General features: G+C 40.7%; 15 protein-coding genes. 8 read left to right on the top strand and 7 right to left on the bottom strand.

The genetic code is table 11. The features are described 5' to 3' along the window. On the bottom strand, positions 1–1,137 hold the full coding sequence (gene nagA, locus PPBDW_RS11125) for an N-acetylglucosamine-6-phosphate deacetylase (RefSeq protein ID WP_036795522.1): 1,137 nt from the start codon (positions 1,135–1,137) through the stop codon (positions 1–3). Between the two features lie 18 nt (positions 1,138–1,155). Continuing rightward, the gene (nagB, locus tag PPBDW_RS11120; RefSeq protein WP_036795521.1) at positions 1,156–1,956 is read right to left on the bottom strand and encodes a glucosamine-6-phosphate deaminase; all 801 of its coding nucleotides are present in this window, start codon (positions 1,954–1,956) and stop codon (positions 1,156–1,158) included. A gap of 257 nt (positions 1,957–2,213) precedes the next feature. On the opposite strand from nagB, the gene nagE reads away from it, so the two are divergent. The 3 genes from nagE (at position 2,214) to glnS (ending at position 8,419) form a co-directional block, all read left to right on the top strand. Next, positions 2,214–3,683 carry an N-acetylglucosamine-specific PTS transporter subunit IIBC gene (nagE, locus tag PPBDW_RS11115; protein WP_036795519.1) on the top strand — a complete coding sequence of 490 codons (1,470 nt, stop codon included), beginning with the start codon at positions 2,214–2,216 and terminating at the stop codon, positions 3,681–3,683. A gap of 175 nt (positions 3,684–3,858) precedes the next feature. Beyond that, positions 3,859–6,522 carry a beta-N-acetylhexosaminidase gene (locus tag PPBDW_RS11110; RefSeq protein ID WP_036795517.1) on the top strand — a complete coding sequence of 888 codons (2,664 nt, stop codon included), beginning with the start codon at positions 3,859–3,861 and terminating at the stop codon, positions 6,520–6,522. A 232-nt stretch (positions 6,523–6,754) separates the two neighbouring features. Then, positions 6,755–8,419, top strand: coding sequence for a glutamine--tRNA ligase (glnS, locus tag PPBDW_RS11105; protein WP_036795515.1), 1,665 nt, complete (start codon positions 6,755–6,757; stop codon positions 8,417–8,419). 76 nt (positions 8,420–8,495) lie between these two features. Here glnS and PPBDW_RS11100 read toward each other — a convergent pair whose 3' ends face one another. Both PPBDW_RS11100 and fur read right to left on the bottom strand, forming a co-directional pair. Further along, complete coding sequence (locus tag PPBDW_RS11100; protein WP_036795514.1) at positions 8,496–9,536, bottom strand: linear amide C-N hydrolase; 1,041 nt, start codon at positions 9,534–9,536, stop codon at positions 8,496–8,498. A 171-nt stretch (positions 9,537–9,707) separates the two neighbouring features. After that, the gene (fur, locus tag PPBDW_RS11095) at positions 9,708–10,154 is read right to left on the bottom strand and encodes a ferric iron uptake transcriptional regulator (protein ID WP_036795513.1); all 447 of its coding nucleotides are present in this window, start codon (positions 10,152–10,154) and stop codon (positions 9,708–9,710) included. 196 nt (positions 10,155–10,350) lie between these two features. Between fur and PPBDW_RS11090 the strand changes: the two genes are divergently transcribed. Continuing rightward, a complete protein-coding gene (locus PPBDW_RS11090; RefSeq protein WP_036795512.1) occupies positions 10,351–10,863 on the top strand; it encodes a DUF4442 domain-containing protein in 513 nt (170 codons plus the stop codon). Positions 10,864–10,927: 64 nt separating this feature from the next. On the opposite strand, the gene fldA is transcribed toward PPBDW_RS11090, so the two are convergent. Together fldA and PPBDW_RS11080 are read right to left on the bottom strand one after the other, a co-directional pair. Continuing rightward, entirely contained in the window at positions 10,928–11,455 is a 528-nt protein-coding gene (gene fldA / locus PPBDW_RS11085; RefSeq protein ID WP_036795511.1) for a flavodoxin FldA, read from the bottom strand. A 328-nt stretch (positions 11,456–11,783) separates the two neighbouring features. Further along, on the bottom strand, positions 11,784–12,548 hold the full coding sequence (locus PPBDW_RS11080; protein WP_036795510.1) for an alpha/beta fold hydrolase: 765 nt from the start codon (positions 12,546–12,548) through the stop codon (positions 11,784–11,786). Between the two features lie 104 nt (positions 12,549–12,652). On the opposite strand from PPBDW_RS11080, the gene seqA reads away from it, so the two are divergent. Together seqA and pgm are read left to right on the top strand one after the other, a co-directional pair. Beyond that, on the top strand, positions 12,653–13,195 hold the full coding sequence (gene seqA, locus PPBDW_RS11075) for a replication initiation negative regulator SeqA (RefSeq protein ID WP_036796444.1): 543 nt from the start codon (positions 12,653–12,655) through the stop codon (positions 13,193–13,195). A 30-nt stretch (positions 13,196–13,225) separates the two neighbouring features. After that, positions 13,226–14,872, top strand: a complete 1,647-nt coding sequence (pgm, locus tag PPBDW_RS11070; protein ID WP_036795509.1) for a phosphoglucomutase (alpha-D-glucose-1,6-bisphosphate-dependent) — start codon at positions 13,226–13,228, stop codon at positions 14,870–14,872. 81 nt (positions 14,873–14,953) lie between these two features. On the opposite strand, the gene PPBDW_RS11065 is transcribed toward pgm, so the two are convergent. Continuing rightward, positions 14,954–15,739, bottom strand: a complete 786-nt coding sequence (locus tag PPBDW_RS11065) for a DUF1853 family protein (RefSeq protein WP_036795508.1) — start codon at positions 15,737–15,739, stop codon at positions 14,954–14,956. A gap of 126 nt (positions 15,740–15,865) precedes the next feature. On the opposite strand from PPBDW_RS11065, the gene PPBDW_RS11060 reads away from it, so the two are divergent. Further along, the gene (locus tag PPBDW_RS11060) at positions 15,866–16,069 is read left to right on the top strand and encodes a DUF2517 family protein (protein ID WP_036795507.1); all 204 of its coding nucleotides are present in this window, start codon (positions 15,866–15,868) and stop codon (positions 16,067–16,069) included. Between the two features lie 207 nt (positions 16,070–16,276). Further along, entirely contained in the window at positions 16,277–17,035 is a 759-nt protein-coding gene (locus PPBDW_RS11055) for a Nif3-like dinuclear metal center hexameric protein (protein ID WP_036795506.1), read from the top strand. Positions 17,036–17,076: the final 41 nt, after the last annotated feature.

Raw genomic sequence — 17,076 nt, 5'->3', positions numbered from 1 at the left:
TTAGTTCTGCTCGTATTTACCGTTAACGATTGTCGCCTTAACGTCAAAGTCACGATCAAAAATAGCCAGGTTCGCGACCATACCATTTTTAATAGCCCCCAATTTCTTATCGACACCAATGGCGCGAGCAGGATAAAGGGTAGCCATGCGAATCGCTTCGTCTAAGGCGATGCCTATGTGTTCGACACTATTTTGTACCGCTTCAATCATTGTCAGTGCCGAGCCACCAAGTGTGCCATTTTCGTCAACACACTTACCATCTCGGTAATATACTTTTTTCCCAGTAAAAAGGAAGCTATCGATGTTAGCACCTGCCGGAGCTGTGGCATCGCTCACTAAAACAAGGTGGCTTTGCTTCATTTTATGCGCCATACGAATATTGGCATAGTCAACATGGTGACCGTCAGCAATAACACCCGTATATATTTCATTGCTATCATAAATTGCACCCACAAGGCCTGGCTGACGGTTTTCAATAGACGTCATGGCATTGAATAAGTGTGTTGTGAAGGTTATTCCTGCATCAAACCCTTGGCGTGCTTGTGCATAGGTCGCATCGCTGTGTCCTGCTGATACAACAATGCCAGCATCTACCAATTGTTTAATATGCTCAACGCTATTCATTTCCGGCGCTAAGGTAACTTTAGTTATAACATCTGCGTTTTCACACAAGATATTAATCATTTCGTTAGTCGCTGGGCGAATGAAGTCAGGGCGGTGAATACCTTTTTTCAATACATTGATATAAGGACCTTCGAAGTGAATGCCAAGTGATTGATGTTGGTATTGTTGTTGGTAAGTGCGTTGGGCTTGAATGGCTTGTTTCATGTCTTCATCAGCAGAAGTGATGAGCGTTGGCAGGAAACTGGTACAGCCAGATTTGAGGTTGGTGCGGTGCATGGTATCGATTGTTGCTGGCGTTATTTCATTATTAAACATCACGCCACCACAGCCATTGAGTTGTAAGTCAATAAAGCCAGGGGTTAGGTTTGCACCTTGTAAATCAATTGTTTCGATATCTTTTTTTACGTCGCTTTCAGGGATTATTGCGTGAATATTCACGCCATCAATAATGACGGCGTGGTTATTCAGCACATCGCTACCTGTGAATACTCGACAGTTTATTAGCGCGTACATGAATTATCCTTATATGGATTAGATGTGTGTAATGTTCTCTGCTTCTAGCTCTTGGAAGTACTTAACTGTTTTCACTTTAAGTTCTTGGGTTGATGGTTCATCACAAACGATCATTGATTTAGGGTGAAGCTGAAGTGCAGAAACTGTCCATAGGTGGTTAACACAACCTTCAACAGCAGCTTGTAGTGCTTGTGCCTTGTTGTGGCCAGTGATCAGAATCATTACTTCTTCAGAATCTAATAGCGTACCAACACCAATCGTTAATGAGTACTTAGGTACTTGGTTGATATCGCCTTCAAAGAAACGAGAGTTCGCAATACGTGTTTCATGGGTAAGAGTCTTGATACGCGTGCGAGAAGCCAATGATGATGCAGGCTCGTTGAATGCGATATGGCCATCGTTACCCACGCCACCCATGAACAAATTAATGCGGCCATAGGTTTTGATTTTGTCTTCGTAACGTTGACATTCAGCTTGGTGGTCAGCGGTATTGCCATCAAGAAGGTTGATGTTTTCTTCTTGTATATCAACATGATTGAAGAAGTTGTTATACATGAAGTTACGGTATGACTCTGGATGATCAGCAGCCATGCCAACATACTCGTCCATGTTGAATGTCACTACGTTTTTAAAACTTACTTCACCAGCTTGGTATAGTTCAATCAGACGCTGGTATGTAGCAAGTGGTGTACCACCGGTAGGTAGACCTAGCACAAATGGACGTTCAGCTGTTGGTTGAAACTTGTTAATGCGATCTGCAATGTAGCGAGCAGACCATAGACCAACATCTTTAGCGTTATTAAGCGGGATTAGTCTCACGTTGACACCTCTTTGAAGATAGTTAAAACAGGAAAAATCTGAGCGGCATAGCGCCTTTGTTTCGAATGATAAAATAAGTTTTATGATCGAGCTAGCAAAATCACTCAGTTCTGACCTCGGTCGGTGATTGAGATCACAAATGATGATGTTTTAATTTGCGGAGCGAAATAAAATTCATAAACTGCAAAGGACAAAAAAGAGATGGCAAAAAAAAGCTATCACTATCGCATCTAAGAAAACCATAGGGGGAACTAAGGGTGAATATTCTTGGATATTTTCAAAAAGTAGGTAAAGCACTAATGGTGCCAGTTGCAGTACTTCCTGCAGCGGCAATTTTAATGGGTATTGGTTACTGGATTGACCCGACTGGCTGGGGTGCAAACTCTGCGTTAGCGGCATTCTTAATCAAAGCTGGCTCAGCAATTATCGACAACATGTCTGTGTTGTTTGCGATTGGTGTTGCTTACGGTATGTCTAAAGATAAAGATGGTGCAGCAGCACTTTCTGGTTTCGTAGGCTTCCTAGTTGTTACAACGTTACTTGCACCTGGTGCAGTAGCACAAATCCAAGGTATTGACGCAAGCGCTGTTCCTGCCGCGTTTTCAAAAATCAATAACCAATTCGTAGGTATCCTTGTAGGTATCGTATCAGCAGAAATTTACAATCGTTTCTCTCACGTAGAATTGCACAAAGCGTTAGCATTCTTCAGTGGTAAGCGTTTGATTCCAATTTTGACTTCTGTTGCTGGTATTATTATCGCAGGCGTACTGATGTATGTTTGGCCGTCAATTTACAACGGTCTAGTACATTTCGGTGAAAGTATTCAAGGTCTAGGCGCTGCCGGTGCTGGTATCTACGCATTCTTTAACCGTCTATTGATTCCTGTTGGTCTTCACCACGCACTGAACTCAGTATTCTGGTTTGATGTTGCAGGCATTAACGATATTCCTAACTTCTTGAGCGGTAAAGGTACACCTGGTGTTACTGGTATGTACCAGGCTGGTTTCTTCCCAATCATGATGTTCGGTCTACCAGGTGCAGCACTTGCTATGTACCACACAGCTAAAGCGAAGAACAAAGAGCGTGTTGCTTCACTTCTTCTAGCTGCTGGTTTTGCATCATTCTTCACAGGTGTTACTGAGCCTCTAGAATTTGCATTCATGTTCCTTGCTCCGCCACTATACGTTATCCACGCAGCATTAACGGGTATCTCTGTATACATCGCGGCTTCAATGCACTGGATTGCTGGTTTCGGTTTCTCAGCAGGTTTAGTTGACTTATTCTTATCAACACGTAACCCATTAGCTGTTCAATGGTACATGCTTGTTCTTCAAGGTGTTGTGTTCTTCGGTCTATACTACTTTATCTTCCGCACTGTTATTCTTAAGTTCAACCTTAAGACTCCAGGCCGTGAAGATGACGAAGAAGAGACTTCATCAGTACGTGGTTCAGCTGAAACGGGTGAATTAGCTAAGCAATACTTAAAAGCGCTTGGTGGTCACGGTAACCTAGAAAACATTGATGCTTGTATCACTCGTCTACGTCTAACTCTAAAAGACAGTAGCCTTGCAGATGAGAAGACATTAAAAGCACTAGGTGCAATGGGAGTGGTTAAATTAGGTTCAAATAACTTACAAGTTATCCTAGGCCCTCTAGCTGAAATCGTTGCTGGTGAGATGAAAAAAATCCCAGCGTCAGAAGACCTATCAGCAGTAAAGCTTCCATAATTACCTAAATTCTTAAGTAATTAAGCGACACACGAAATACCGCAACACTTTTAATTAGACCGGTCCTGATATTTTAGTTGTAAGATATCAAGACCGGCATTTTGAGTACCCAACTTTTGGGCTCTATATAGATTTTCCCTTCATTTAAAGGGATATCGGGAGAAAGGAATATTTCATGACTATTAAACTTACGGCGTTAGCATCTTTCATTGCACTAGCAGTAACTGGTTGTGCAACACAAGGAAATGATGATGAGAAGGTTGTTAAAAAATTAGCTAATAACCTTGATGTTACTTATGAAATTGTTACTCAACACGGTGCAGAAGAAGGCCTACAGTGTAAGACGCTAGGCGCAGAGTGGGCATCTTGTGATCTAATTAATTTGACGCTGGAAAATAATGGCCCAGCAGTTACAGGTAAAGACTGGAAAATTTATTTCAGCAGCATTCGCCAAATTCTTGAAGTTCAAAACGACCAATTCAAAGTTACACACGTAACTGGTGACCTTCATACGCTAGAGCCAACTGAAAAGTTTGATGGCTTTGCTGAAGGCGAGAAGGTTGTTATTCCTTACATCGGTGAATACTGGACGCTTTTCGAAAACGATTATATGCCACGCGCATACGTGACGTCGGGTGATGCCGCGCCACAAACGATTAAGAGTACTGATTCAGTTAATCCTTCAGATTACCTAGTACCGCTTAAGGGCGATCAATTTAAACGTGTTAAAGCCGATAATAATGTGCTTGCAACTGCTGAAACACGTTTTGAGAAGAACCAAGACATTAATGTGTTAGCTACAGAAGAAGTGGCAGCAACGATTGTTCCGACACCGCTAAGCACTAAGCTAACAGGTAACACTGTTTCACTAGCAAACGGTATTAAAATCAGCAATTTCACTCTACCAGCCGATATGATGGCAGCAGTGAATGAGCGTCTTGACGTATTAGGTGTTAATACTAAGGGTCAATACCCTGTAAAAGTAAGCCTTCTACCTGGTTCGTTTGCTAAAGATCAACAAATTGCTGGCGCTTACAAGCTAGATGTAACTCCAACAGGCACAACGGTTATTGGTTTTGATGACCAAGGTGCATTCTATGGTATGCAATCACTAATCTCTTTAATGAGCACTGGTGCTAAAAATAGCATTCCTACGCTAGAAGTAACGGATGCGCCACGTTTTGATTACCGTGGTGTAATGGTTGATGTGGGTCGTAACTTCCACTCAAAAGAAGTGATTCTACGTACGTTAGACCAAATGGCAGCGTACAAGATGAACAAATTCCACTTCCACCTATCAGATGATGAAGGCTGGCGTGTTGAGATCCCTGGTTTACCAGAGCTAACCGACATTGGTGGTAAGCGTTGTCACGATTTATCTGAGACTTCATGTCTATTACCACAACTGGGTTCAGGTCCTACATCTGATAACGATGGTTCTGGTTACTACAGCAAGCAAGATTACTTAGATATTCTAAAATACGCTAAAGCACGTGGTATTGAAGTTATTCCTGAAATCGATATGCCAGCGCACGCACGTGCTGCAGTAGTAGCAATGGAAGCGCGTTACAAGCGTTTAGCTGCTGAAGGTAAGATGGATGAAGCGAACGAGTACCGCTTGATGGATCCAAACGATACCTCAAACGTTACTACAGTACAGTTCTACGATAAGCGTAGTTTCATTAACCCATGTATGGATTCTTCTGCAAAGTTTGTTGATAAAGTAATTACTGAAATTCAAGCAATGCATAAAGAAGCGGGTATGCCGCTAAATACATGGCACTTCGGTGGTGATGAAGCGAAAAATATCAAGCTAAATGCTGGTTTCCAAGATATTAACGCAGCAGATCAAACAGCTTGGACGGGGTCTATTGATCAATCTAAGCAAGATAAGCCATACCAGAAGTCACCAATGTGTCAAAAATTGATTGCTGAAGGTGTCGTAAGTGATTATGACCGTCTACCAAGTTACTTTGCTGAGCGTGTAAGTGAAGTGGTTAATGGTAAAGGTATTGAGAACTTCCAAGCATGGCAAGATGGCTTGAAGTATTCAAAAGACTCAAAAGCGTTTGAGACTGATAACGTACGTGTAAACTTCTGGGACGTTCTGTACTGGGGCGGCGGTGCGTCAGCTTATGAGTGGGCTGATAAAGGCTACGATGTGATCGTATCTAACCCTGATTATGTTTACATGGATATGCCATACGAAGTAGACCCATCAGAGCGTGGCTACTACTGGGCAACACGTGCAACAGATACGCGTAAGATGTTTGGTTTTGCACCAGAGAACTTACCGCAAAATGCTGAAACATCACTAGATCGTGATGGTAATGGTTTTGCAAGTAAAGGTACTGTGAAGTCGAAAGGTTTCCACGGTCTATCTGCTCAGCTTTGGAGTGAGACAGTAGGTAATGACGAGCAGTATGAATACATGGTATTCCCGCGCGTTCTAGCTGCTGCTGAGCGTGCATGGCACAAGGGTGATTGGGAAAATGAATACCAAGTTGGTGTTGAATATTCTCAAGATTCAAATCTTGTAAACAAGAAAGCATTACATGACGAGTGGCAGCGTTTTGCTAACGTATTAGGTCAACGTGAGTTGGCTAAACTAGATGCTGCTGGCATTCAATACCGTGTACCTGTACCTGGTGCTAAGATTGAAAATGGTAAACTTGCGATGAACGTAAGCATGCCAGGTCTTGCTCTACAGTACTCTACTGACGCAGGTAAAACATGGAACACTTATGATGCGAAAGCACAGCCAAGTGTGACTGGTAAAGTTGAGATCCGTGCAGTAAGTGGCGATGGCAAACGTTTCAGTCGTGTTACATCACTGTAACCAACTGATGCTGATGTAAGCCAGATCACCCAGTGATCTCTCTAATTGCCGACGATAGGATAACTATCGTCGGCTTTTTATTGCGCGTTATTTATTAAATCTACAACTATTGTCTGCTATAACAGTGTTTTTGATTTTTTGCATAGCGGCATTAAGGTATAGTGTGCAGTCATAGTTCATATTGATGAACTGTACATAATTCTCAATCCTGTAAGTACACGAGGTGTAATAGATGAGTGAATCTGAAGCTCGTCCAACTAACTTTATTCGCCAAATTATTGATGCGGATTTAGCAAGTGGCAAACATACAAGCATACATACCCGATTCCCGCCAGAGCCAAATGGTTACCTGCATATCGGCCATGCGAAATCTATTTGTTTGAACTTCGGTATTGCTCAGGACTATCAGGGTCAATGTAACTTACGTTTCGATGACACCAACCCTGAGAAAGAAGACATCGAATACGTTGAGTCTATTAAAAATGATGTTAACTGGTTAGGCTTTGAGTGGAGCGGTGAGATTTGTTATTCATCAAACTACTTTGATCAGCTTCACGGGTTTGCCATTGAATTAATTAATAAAGGCTTAGCGTATGTTGATGAGCTAAGTCCTGAGCAAATGCGCGAATATCGCGGTACGTTAACGCAAGCGGGTAAACATAGCCCTTACCGTGATCGTAGCGTAGAAGAAAACTTAGCCTTGTTTGAACAAATGAAGAATGGCGAAGTTGAAGAAGGCAAAATGTGTCTGCGTGCAAAAATCGACATGGCATCACCATTTATGGTTATGCGTGATCCGGTTATTTACCGTGTTCGTTTTGCACATCACCACCAAACAGGTGATAAGTGGTGCATTTACCCAATGTACGACTTTACGCATTGTATTTCTGATGCGCTAGAAGGTATTACGCACTCTATCTGTACGCTTGAATTCATGGATAACCGTCGTTTATACGATTGGGTTCTTGAAAATATTACTATTGATTGCATACCACATCAGTATGAATTCAGTCGTCTGAATCTTGAATATACCGTGATGTCTAAGCGTAAGCTAAACCAACTTGTAACTGATAAATTAGTTAACGGTTGGGATGATCCACGTATGCCAACAATTTCTGGTTTACGTCGTCGTGGCTTTACACCTGGCTCTATGCGTGAATTCTGTAAGCGTATTGGTGTAACTAAACAAGATAACACCATTGAAATTAGCTCTCTAGAATCTTGTATTCGTGATGATCTAAACGAAAATGCACCACGTGCAATGGCTGTTTTAGATCCAGTTAAAGTTGTGATTGAAAACTTTGACGGCGAGACTGAAATTCTAACGGTTGCTAATCACCCGAATAAGCCAGAAATGGGCACACGTGAAGTGCCATTTAGTCGTGAACTTTACATCGAACGTGAAGACTTCCGCGAAGAAGCGAACAAGAAGTATAAGCGTTTAGTATTAGGTAAAGAAGTACGTTTACGTGGTGCTTATGTGATTCAAGCTGAGCGTATTGAAAAAGATGCTGCGGGTAATATCACGACTATTTACTGTACTTACGATAAAGATACGCTAGGTAAAAACCCAGCAGATGGTCGTAAAGTAAAAGGCGTTATTCACTGGGTATCTGCACAAGCAGGTATTCCAGCAGAAATTCGTCTATACGATCGTCTATTCACAGTTCCAAATCCTGGTGCTGCAGAAGATTTCGTATCAGTGATTAACCCTGAATCATTAACAATATTGAATGGTTTTGTTGAGCCAGCATTGGCTGCAGCAGAAGCGGAAAAAGCATACCAGTTTGAGCGTATGGGTTATTTCTGTGCTGATAACAAAGATTCAAGTGCTGACCATTTAGTATTTAACCGTACTGTTGGTTTACGTGATACTTGGGCAAAGATTGGTGACTAATTAGTCGTTAATTGTTGCTAAAAAGCGCCTATTTCAGTAATGGATAGGCGCTTTTTTTATGCTTGTTATGGGTAAATTATTTACCTGTAGTGATGATTTTTTGAGTAATATCACCGGCTAGGTCATTATTAACGATATTAAATTTGATCAGTTTTTGTGATTGTTGAATCGCTTTAACGTCATAGTTAAATTGGGTATAAGTATCCCCCCATTGGTAGCGAACGAATGTTTCACCTGACTGTAAATGGGTATTGACTGAGTATTCTGTTGCATAACCAGCCATTTTGCCATTAATTGGACGGTTCGGTGCATCATGTGGAATGCGGAACATGGTTGAGTCTAGTTTCAAAATACCATTAGTCACGCTGCTAGGTTCTTTTAGATGCTTAGAGAAATAGGTCGTATGGATAAAGCGATCTTCAGGGTTAGCGTTACCACCAGTACCGAGGTTCGTTTGGCTCCATTGTTGATCTTGCTCTCCCCAGCCACGTTGTGAACGGTTCACATTAGCAAGATGTTGATCATATCCCGGTTGATTCGTCAGCACTGTATATTGTTTACCATGCCAAATTTGTGGTTTGCCATCACGCCATTCAACAATCGCACTGTCGCCACTTGAGTCTTGAAATGAGATATGTAGTGCAATCCGCACAGGAATACCTGCGATCAATTCTTCAATTGGGGCGTTATCTTTAATCGCAGCAACCAATTCATTGACGTTTTTGTATTGTGACAGTAGATGGCGTAAGTAAGTTATCGCGCCTGCTTTTTGCTGTGGATCGGCTTTTCCTAGATCCATTCCTGCATCATAAAGCACGTTGCCGCCTAATCCTTGTGAGTTAATACCATCAACAACAATGCCATAGGCGGTAATACCAGTAACGGCATATTTAGCCTTAATATTATTAAGCTGGCTTAAATGGGTTGAGTATTCACTACCTTGGGGGAAGTTGACTAATGTTGGCTGGGTTGATTCAGACCAATCCATTGTACGAGCAACGAATGTGCCTTGGTCTTGGGTTTGCCATAAAACACGGGTACAAGCATTGGCAACAGAAGAGATAGAGCTTAAAGATAAAGCGGTAACTAAAGCAACAGTTAATGAATGCAGTTTCATGACGAGTTCTCAATTATAATTAAATAACTGATATATAGGCAATTAATCATTTACTGTCACGTAGTCAATTGTAACGATATTTGAATCGTGATGCTGATCTATATTTGTTGAGCTATAAAAAAACCAGTGATATTGATCACTGGTTCTTAGATAGAAAATAACTAGTCATTGTTATTTTTCATCGTGCAACGTTTCATCAGCATTGCAATCGCCATCCATGCAGTGACCATAAAGGTATAAGCTATGGTTTGTTAGACGAACATTAAAGCGTGCCGCGATGTCTTTTTGGCGTTGCTCAATCATTTCATCTGAAAATTCAATTACTTTGCCACAATCAAGACAAACGAGATGATCATGATGATGTTGAGTGGCTAATTCGAATACTGATTTACCACCTTCAAAGTGGTGACGAGTTACAATGCCTGCATCATCAAATTGGTTAAGGACGCGGTAAACGGTCGCAAGGCCAATTTCTTCACCGATATCGATGAGCTTTTTATACAGGTCTTCAGCACTGATGTGTTGGCAATCAGGTTGTTGAAGCACTTCTAAAATCTTAAGACGAGGAAGTGTTACTTTAAGACCAGCTTGCTTGAGCGCGTGATTATTATCTGACATCCGATTTTCCTGTTGGCTAGCTGCAAAAATGTTGCAGTAGTCTTTCTCATTTAGATTCATTATAAGTGACGCAACGATAACAATAAACCTTAAAAGGTTAGTTATCTAGCAGAAGTGTCACTTTTCTTGAGTTTGCAATATTGTGAAAATTATGTAATAAAATAACTCATCATACCAGTTTGTATGGAGTATTGCCTTGTTTGATTACTATAAACCGAGTTTGGTTAAGCTAGCGTTAAACTTATGGCCTCCATTTTGGGGGGCTGGTATTAAAATTATGGTGATTAGCAATGATTTCCGTTATGTGCGGTTAAGGTTGAAATTGCGCTGGTGGAATAAAAATGCTAATCGGACTCAATATGGTGGCAGTATTTTTTCATTAACAGACCCTGTTTACTCATTGATGCTGATGGGGATTTTAGGCAAACAATACTTTGTGTGGGATAAGCAAGCACAGATTGAGTTTATACGGCCAGGGAATGGTGATTTATTTGCTGAGTTTGTTATCTCAGAAGAGTGTATTACCGAAATTATAACCGCGACAGAGTTAGGTAATAAATATTTACCTCAGTTTAGCGTTAATGTCATTAACGCAAATAATGAGGTTGTGGCACAAGTTAATCGTACACTATATGTTAGAAAAAAACCGCAGTATCGATCTGAGATGATATATCAACCAAGTGATATCAAGTTGGATCGTACTGACTAATTATCTTGAGATAATAAAAAACGCGCTATCAGAGCGCGTTTTTTATTGTGTATCGTAGCAGTGCTTAGTCAGCAAGTTCAGCAAGACACATTTCATCAAAGATTTGATTAACCCATTGCTCAACACGAGGTGCTGTTAGCTCTGGTTGACGGTCTTCATCGATACATAAACCAACAAAGTTTGCATCATCAACTAATGCTTTAGATGCTTCAAACTCGTAGCCTGCAGTTGCGAAGTTACCAACAATTGTGCCGCCTTTGCTTTCAACAATGTCACGCACAGTGCCCATTGCATCACAGAAGTACTCTGCATAATCTTCTTGGTCGCCACAACCAAAAATTGCAACAAGTTTAGTTGAAAAATCAACTTGCTCAAGCTCTGGGAAGAAGTCATCCCAATCACATTGTGGTTCACCATAATACCAAGTAGGAATACCTAGTAGTATCAGATCAAAGTTGTCGATATCTTCTTTGCTGCTTTTTGCGATATCTTTTACTTCAACTAGCTTGCTACCTAGTTGCTTCTGAATCATTTTAGCGACAGCTTCGGTGTTACCTGTGTCGCTACCAAAGAAGAGTCCAACGCTCGCCATAGTAGATATTACCCATATTAAATTGTTAACTGCTATTAGGCAGTTTACAGAAATCAGTATAAACGACGCAATGATAATTAATTTTTGATGGCGATTTAGTGTTTTTTTCGCCCAAATAATATCATTGGTTATTGTTGCCCTTTATCAACAGGGCATGATAGCTCTGAGTTAATAGCGTCAGCTTGCTTACAGGCTGTTTTAATCGCATTACTAATTAGAGAAGACTACCAAACTTGACGCACTATATCACAGTAGAGTGCGGGATTTAATAATTAGTCCTGAGGTCTACTATAGTTAACTGCCGATTATGATGGTGTGCTATTTTAGTTTATTGCTCTAAAAATTGATGAATAATTCGATTTACCGTCTTTGGCTTCTCAGCATGGAGCCAATGGCCAGTGTTAGCAACCACATGTGCTTTAGCGTTTGGAAATTGCGCCATAATTTCACTCCGGTGTTGTGGTTCAATATAATCGGATAGTTGACCTTTAATAAATAATGTTTTACCTGTGAAAGGCTGAGCTGCTGGCTGCCAGTCCATAATGGTGGTGTAGTTAGCAATTAAGCCTTCGACATTAAACCGCCATTGGTAACCCGTGTCTGTTTTTGCTAATGACTTTAATAAAAACTGGCGAACACCTGCGTCTTCGACATATTTGGCTAAATATTGTTCTGCCTCACTGCGCTTTGTTATAGGGTGACGGTTAACTTCACGTAAACCATTAAATACATTTTGATGACGATGAGCGCGGTATGCTACTGGTGCCATGTCGATAACAATCAGGTGATTGATTCTCTGGGGCGCTAATGTTGATAATGTCATCGCAATTTTCCCCCCCATGGAGTGGCCAACAACATCAAATTGATTAATGGCTAAATGATCGAGGGTATCAAGAATATCCTGAGCAAGATCCGAATAGCTAAATTGATCGCTATGAGGGGATAAACCATGATTGCGAAGATCGATACTGATCACTTGGTAATGTTGTTTTAATTCTCGGGCTAAAAGACCAAGATTATCTGCGCTGCCGAACAAACCATGGATCAAAACGATCGTTTTACCCTTGCCTTCAGCACGAAAATGAAGATTCACTGGCTATTTTCTCTAGTTAGGTGTGGTATTTACCATAGAGTATAACCTCGGATCAGGCTATAATCGTACCCAGAATTTTAAACGGAATGATAATGAATAATACCATGAAGACTATTGAGGTAGACGAAGAGCTATATCGTTATATCGCTAGCCAAACTCAACATATTGGTGAAAGCGCTTCTGATATTTTACGTCGCTTGCTTATGGTGCCAGAAGAACAATTGCAGCAAGCTGCTGTTGTGATGCCTGTTCGTCCTAAAGGCATTGTTGTGAGTCGAGATGCTGGTAATGAGCCAACCATGGATCGCGTTAAAGAAATGCGTACTGTGCTAATTTCAGATGAGTTCGCGGCGCAGGAGAAAGCAATTGGTCGTTTTATGATGATCTTATCTTCTCTTTACCGAATTGATTCCGATGGCTTTGCTGAAGCGGCTGCAATTAAAGGACGCACGCGTGTTTATTTTGCTCATGATGAAGAAACATTGCTCGCAAGTGGCAAAACAACTAAGCCAAAATCAATTCCCACAACACCATTTTGGGTGATCACTAATACTAATACTGACCGAAAGCGTCAAATGATTGACCAATTAATGACGAAGATGGGCTTTAGTTCTGATATTATTGATAAAGTTTGTGGTGAAATATAATCACTATTGAGTTTTTACAAGGATAAGACAATGGCAATCCATCCTCGTGCGGGTCAACGCGCTCAGCAAGAAGATATGCATAATATTCCGGCACTTGTTGCTAATTATTTTCTAATTGAGCCTAATATTACCGATCCGCTACAGAAAGTAGCATTTGGTACTTCTGGACATCGTGGTACTGCAGATAAAGGGACCTTTAACCAGCACCATATTTGGGCGATTGCTCAAGCGATTGCTGAAGTTCGTCTAGCTAATGGTTTAACTGGACCGCTATTTTTAGGTAAGGATACACATGCTTTATCTGAGCCAGCATTTACTTCAACATTAGAAGTGTTGGTGGCAAATAACGTTAAAGTTGTGGTTCAAGAAGGGTTAGGTTACACGCCAACGCCAGGCATTTCTCATGCGATTCTTTGCCACAATAAAGTACATGCTGATAAAGCTGATGGTATTGTCATTACTCCATCCCATAATCCGCCACAAGATGGCGGTATTAAATATAATCCTGTTCACGGTGGTCCCGCTGAAAGTGAATTAACGACCGCTATTGAACAGCGCGCTAATGATATCATTGCCAATGGTATGGTTGACGTAAAACGAGTGCCAATTGCTGACGCTTTTGCTTCTGAGCTTGTTGTTCAACAAGATCTAGTCGCGCCTTATGTTGCTGATTTAGTCAATGTTATTGATATTGAAGCGATTCAAAAAGCTAATTTAAAGCTAGGTGTTGATCCTCTTGGCGGTTCAGGTATTGAGTACTGGCGTCAGATTGCACAGCATTACGCACTAAACCTAACTTTAGTTGATGAATCTATTGATCCATCATTCCGTTTCATGTCATTAGACAAAGACGGTGTAGTGCGTATGGACTGTTCTTCACCTTACGCAATGGCAGGCTTACTCGCTTATAAAGATAATTACGATTTAGCTTTTGGTAATGACCCTGATTATGATCGTCACGGCATTGTAACGCCTGCGGGTTTGATGAATCCGAATCATTATCTTGCAGTGTGTATCGATTATTTATTCCGTCACCGTAGTGGTTGGAGTGAGCAAGTTGCAGTTGGTAAGACATTAGTATCAAGTGCTTTGATTGACCGTGTTGTTGCGGCATTAGGTCGTGAACTTGTTGAAGTGCCAGTTGGTTTTAAATGGTTCGTTGATGGTTTATATAACGGCACATTAGGCTTCGGTGGCGAAGAGAGTGCAGGTGCTTCTTTCTTACGTCAAGATGGCACACCTTGGTCAACGGATAAAGATGGTATTCTGTTATGCTTATTGGCTGCGGAAATCACTGCTGTAACGGGCAAAAATCCACAACAATATTATAATGAATTGGCAGATAAATTCGGTAGTTCTGAATATGCACGTCTACAAGCTGTTGCAAATAAAGAACAAAAAGCAGTGTTAAGTAAGTTATCACCGGAAATGGTTGCGGCTGAAACATTGGCTGGTGAACCTATTCTTGCTCGCCTAACACATGCGCCAGGTAATGGTGCAGCGATTGGTGGTTTGAAAGTAACAACTGAAAATGGTTGGTTTGCTGCTCGCCCATCGGGTACTGAAGATATCTACAAAATTTATTGTGAAAGTTTCAAAGGTAAAGAGCATTTAGCCCTTATCGAAAAAGAAGCACAAGATATCGTTAGCAAAGTATTCAGTGATGCTGGCTTATAATTCGATACTATAATTGACGCGAGATACTAAAAAACGCCCTAGTGATTTTCTTTCTAATTGAAAGTGCATTAGGGCGTTTTTTTATAGCTGGTGATTATGACGTGGCCAATGATCTGGGACGATAAACCACACTTGATTATCACTATCTACAGCTTGAATTGGCACAGTTACGTCATTAATTTCGACTGTTGTTGTTAATTGAGAGAATAATGGTGGTGCAATCCATTGGCGTTTTTCTAGTATTTTTAGTGTTAATGTTGCAGCTTGTGAGCAATAACACCAATGGCCTTTAAAACCGGTTGGATTAATCGTAATAGCTGAACCTGATTGTGAATCTGGCCATGCATGAAATAAACGTCCCTGCATAATTAATCGGCGTTGAATCGGATAATGATAATTAAGCTGTTTAAAAGCAGGATGATCGGTGAGTTGAAGCTGATGATCGAGCATTCGATTGATTTTTTTATCTAAATTATCATTGGCATTCGGACCTGGCCATTGATGTTGAAAGTTTAAATAGAACTTAATCGCCACTTCCCAATGTTCGATTTCATCACTGCAATGGTTATGCACTAAAAAATCAATTGCCCCGACAGTTTGTTGTTGCCATTGTAATTGGATTTCTTCGCCAATAAGACTGTAATCGGGATGATGAATGATTAATTGCTGCCATAACCACTGATAATAAAATCCTAAACGGGTGTTACCGTGATAACTTACATTGGTAGGAATAATCGCTCGTTTGGCAAATTGCAGTAGCCACTGGTCACTCATGCTGTAATTACAGTCCGTTACAATATTAGGCATTATTAGTAGCGCATGAAAATCAGCATTCGTTTGATGATAAACACCATGAACTTGTAACATATTGACACATCCCTCAAGGTAAACGTTTTCTTTACTGTTTTCGATTAATCATTGACCGAGTTTTTGTAGTATTCTTTCATTTATTGGATTAAAGTACCAGTTAGGTTTATTGAGCAGGAGTTAACAATGTACACTCAGTTTTCAGTGGCGAATATTATTTCTCGTCGTGTCTATACGGTTTTATTAGGATTGGTGTGTTTACCTGTACTGCTTTTGATGCCTGTTAATAAACGTACACGATTAACAAGTTATATGTATCGTTGTTGGTCACAAACAAGCACGAAGCCACTATGGTTGTCACGCCTTGATCATGGTACTCAACGTCGCTAGTTGACGTAGTAAGTTAAGTCTGACAATTGTTGTTGAAAAAGCTGCCAATGGCAGCTTTTTTTGTAGCTAGTATTATGCAATTGATATCTAATGATTGATATCTAATGATTGATTTTGTTGATTGAGATTGTCACCAAAGGCTGATATTTTTTGAACAAGAGGGTGTTGTTGAATCAATAACATGACGTTATTTAAAAAGGATAAGCGATGAATAACCTTAAATTAGAATCTTTGTTAAATGATTTTTTATCACCACAGTTGATTAAAGATTATTGTCCTAATGGGTTACAAGTAGAAGGTAAGACAGAGATAACGAAAGTTATTACTGGTGTTACGGCTTGCCAAGCCTTGATTGATCGCGCAGTTACAGAAGGTGCTGATGCTATTTTAGTTCATCACGGTTTTTTCTGGAAAGGAGAGCCTGCTGAAATTCGAGGTATGAAATATCGTCGAATTAAGGCTTTGATTGAGAATGGTATTAATCTTTACGCTTATCATTTGCCGCTTGATGTTCACGCTCAAGTAGGTAATAACGTTCAGTTAGCACAACGTCTTGGGTTAACAGTGATTGGAGGATTAGAGTTAGGTAATCCACGTTCAATTGCGATTTATGGTGAACTCGATACACCGTTAACTGGCGAAGAATTTGCAGCACGAATTGCAATGGCATTACAACGTGAACCATTACATATCGGTGATAATGCGCCAGCCAAGATAAAAAAAGTCGGTTGGTGTACCGGTGGTGGCCAAGATTATATTGAACTTGCCGTTCAGCAAGGTTGCGATGCATTTATTTCAGGCGAAGTCTCAGAACGTACCACCCATATCGCGCGTGAATTAGGCATTCATTATTTTGCTGCGGGGCATCATGCAACAGAGCGTTATGGTGTTAAAGCATTAGGCGAGTGGTTAGCACAGGAACATGGTATTGCAGTTGAGTTTATTGATATCGATAACCCAGTATAACAAATCACAACGATTTATTCATATTGTAAAAAAGGTTGAGC

It is taken from the genome of Photobacterium kishitanii, from assembly GCF_000613045.3.
Taxonomy (GTDB): Bacteria; Pseudomonadota; Gammaproteobacteria; order Enterobacterales; family Vibrionaceae; genus Photobacterium; species Photobacterium kishitanii.
Note: the sequence above shows the minus strand (reverse complement) of the source record. Positions and strands in the feature narration are given on the sequence as shown.

Bases quoted from the DNA above. Each gene is read 5' to 3' on its own strand.
- nagA (WP_036795522.1), bottom strand. From the start codon at position 1,137: ATGTACGCGCTAATAAACTGTCGAGTATTCACAGGTAGCGATGTGCTG.
- glnS (WP_036795515.1), top strand. From the start codon at position 6,755: ATGAGTGAATCTGAAGCTCGTCCAACTAACTTTATTCGCCAAATTATT.
- PPBDW_RS11060 (WP_036795507.1), top strand. From the start codon at position 15,866: ATGTACACTCAGTTTTCAGTGGCGAATATTATTTCTCGTCGTGTCTAT.
- PPBDW_RS11065 (WP_036795508.1), bottom strand. From the start codon at position 15,739: ATGTTACAAGTTCATGGTGTTTATCATCAAACGAATGCTGATTTTCAT.
- fur (WP_036795513.1), bottom strand. From the start codon at position 10,154: ATGTCAGATAATAATCACGCGCTCAAGCAAGCTGGTCTTAAAGTAACA.
- PPBDW_RS11100 (WP_036795514.1), bottom strand. From the start codon at position 9,536: ATGAAACTGCATTCATTAACTGTTGCTTTAGTTACCGCTTTATCTTTA.
- seqA (WP_036796444.1), top strand. From the start codon at position 12,653: ATGAAGACTATTGAGGTAGACGAAGAGCTATATCGTTATATCGCTAGC.
- PPBDW_RS11110 (WP_036795517.1), top strand. From the start codon at position 3,859: ATGACTATTAAACTTACGGCGTTAGCATCTTTCATTGCACTAGCAGTA.
- PPBDW_RS11055 (WP_036795506.1), top strand. From the start codon at position 16,277: ATGAATAACCTTAAATTAGAATCTTTGTTAAATGATTTTTTATCACCA.
- fldA (WP_036795511.1), bottom strand. From the start codon at position 11,455: ATGGCGAGCGTTGGACTCTTCTTTGGTAGCGACACAGGTAACACCGAA.
- pgm (WP_036795509.1), top strand. From the start codon at position 13,226: ATGGCAATCCATCCTCGTGCGGGTCAACGCGCTCAGCAAGAAGATATG.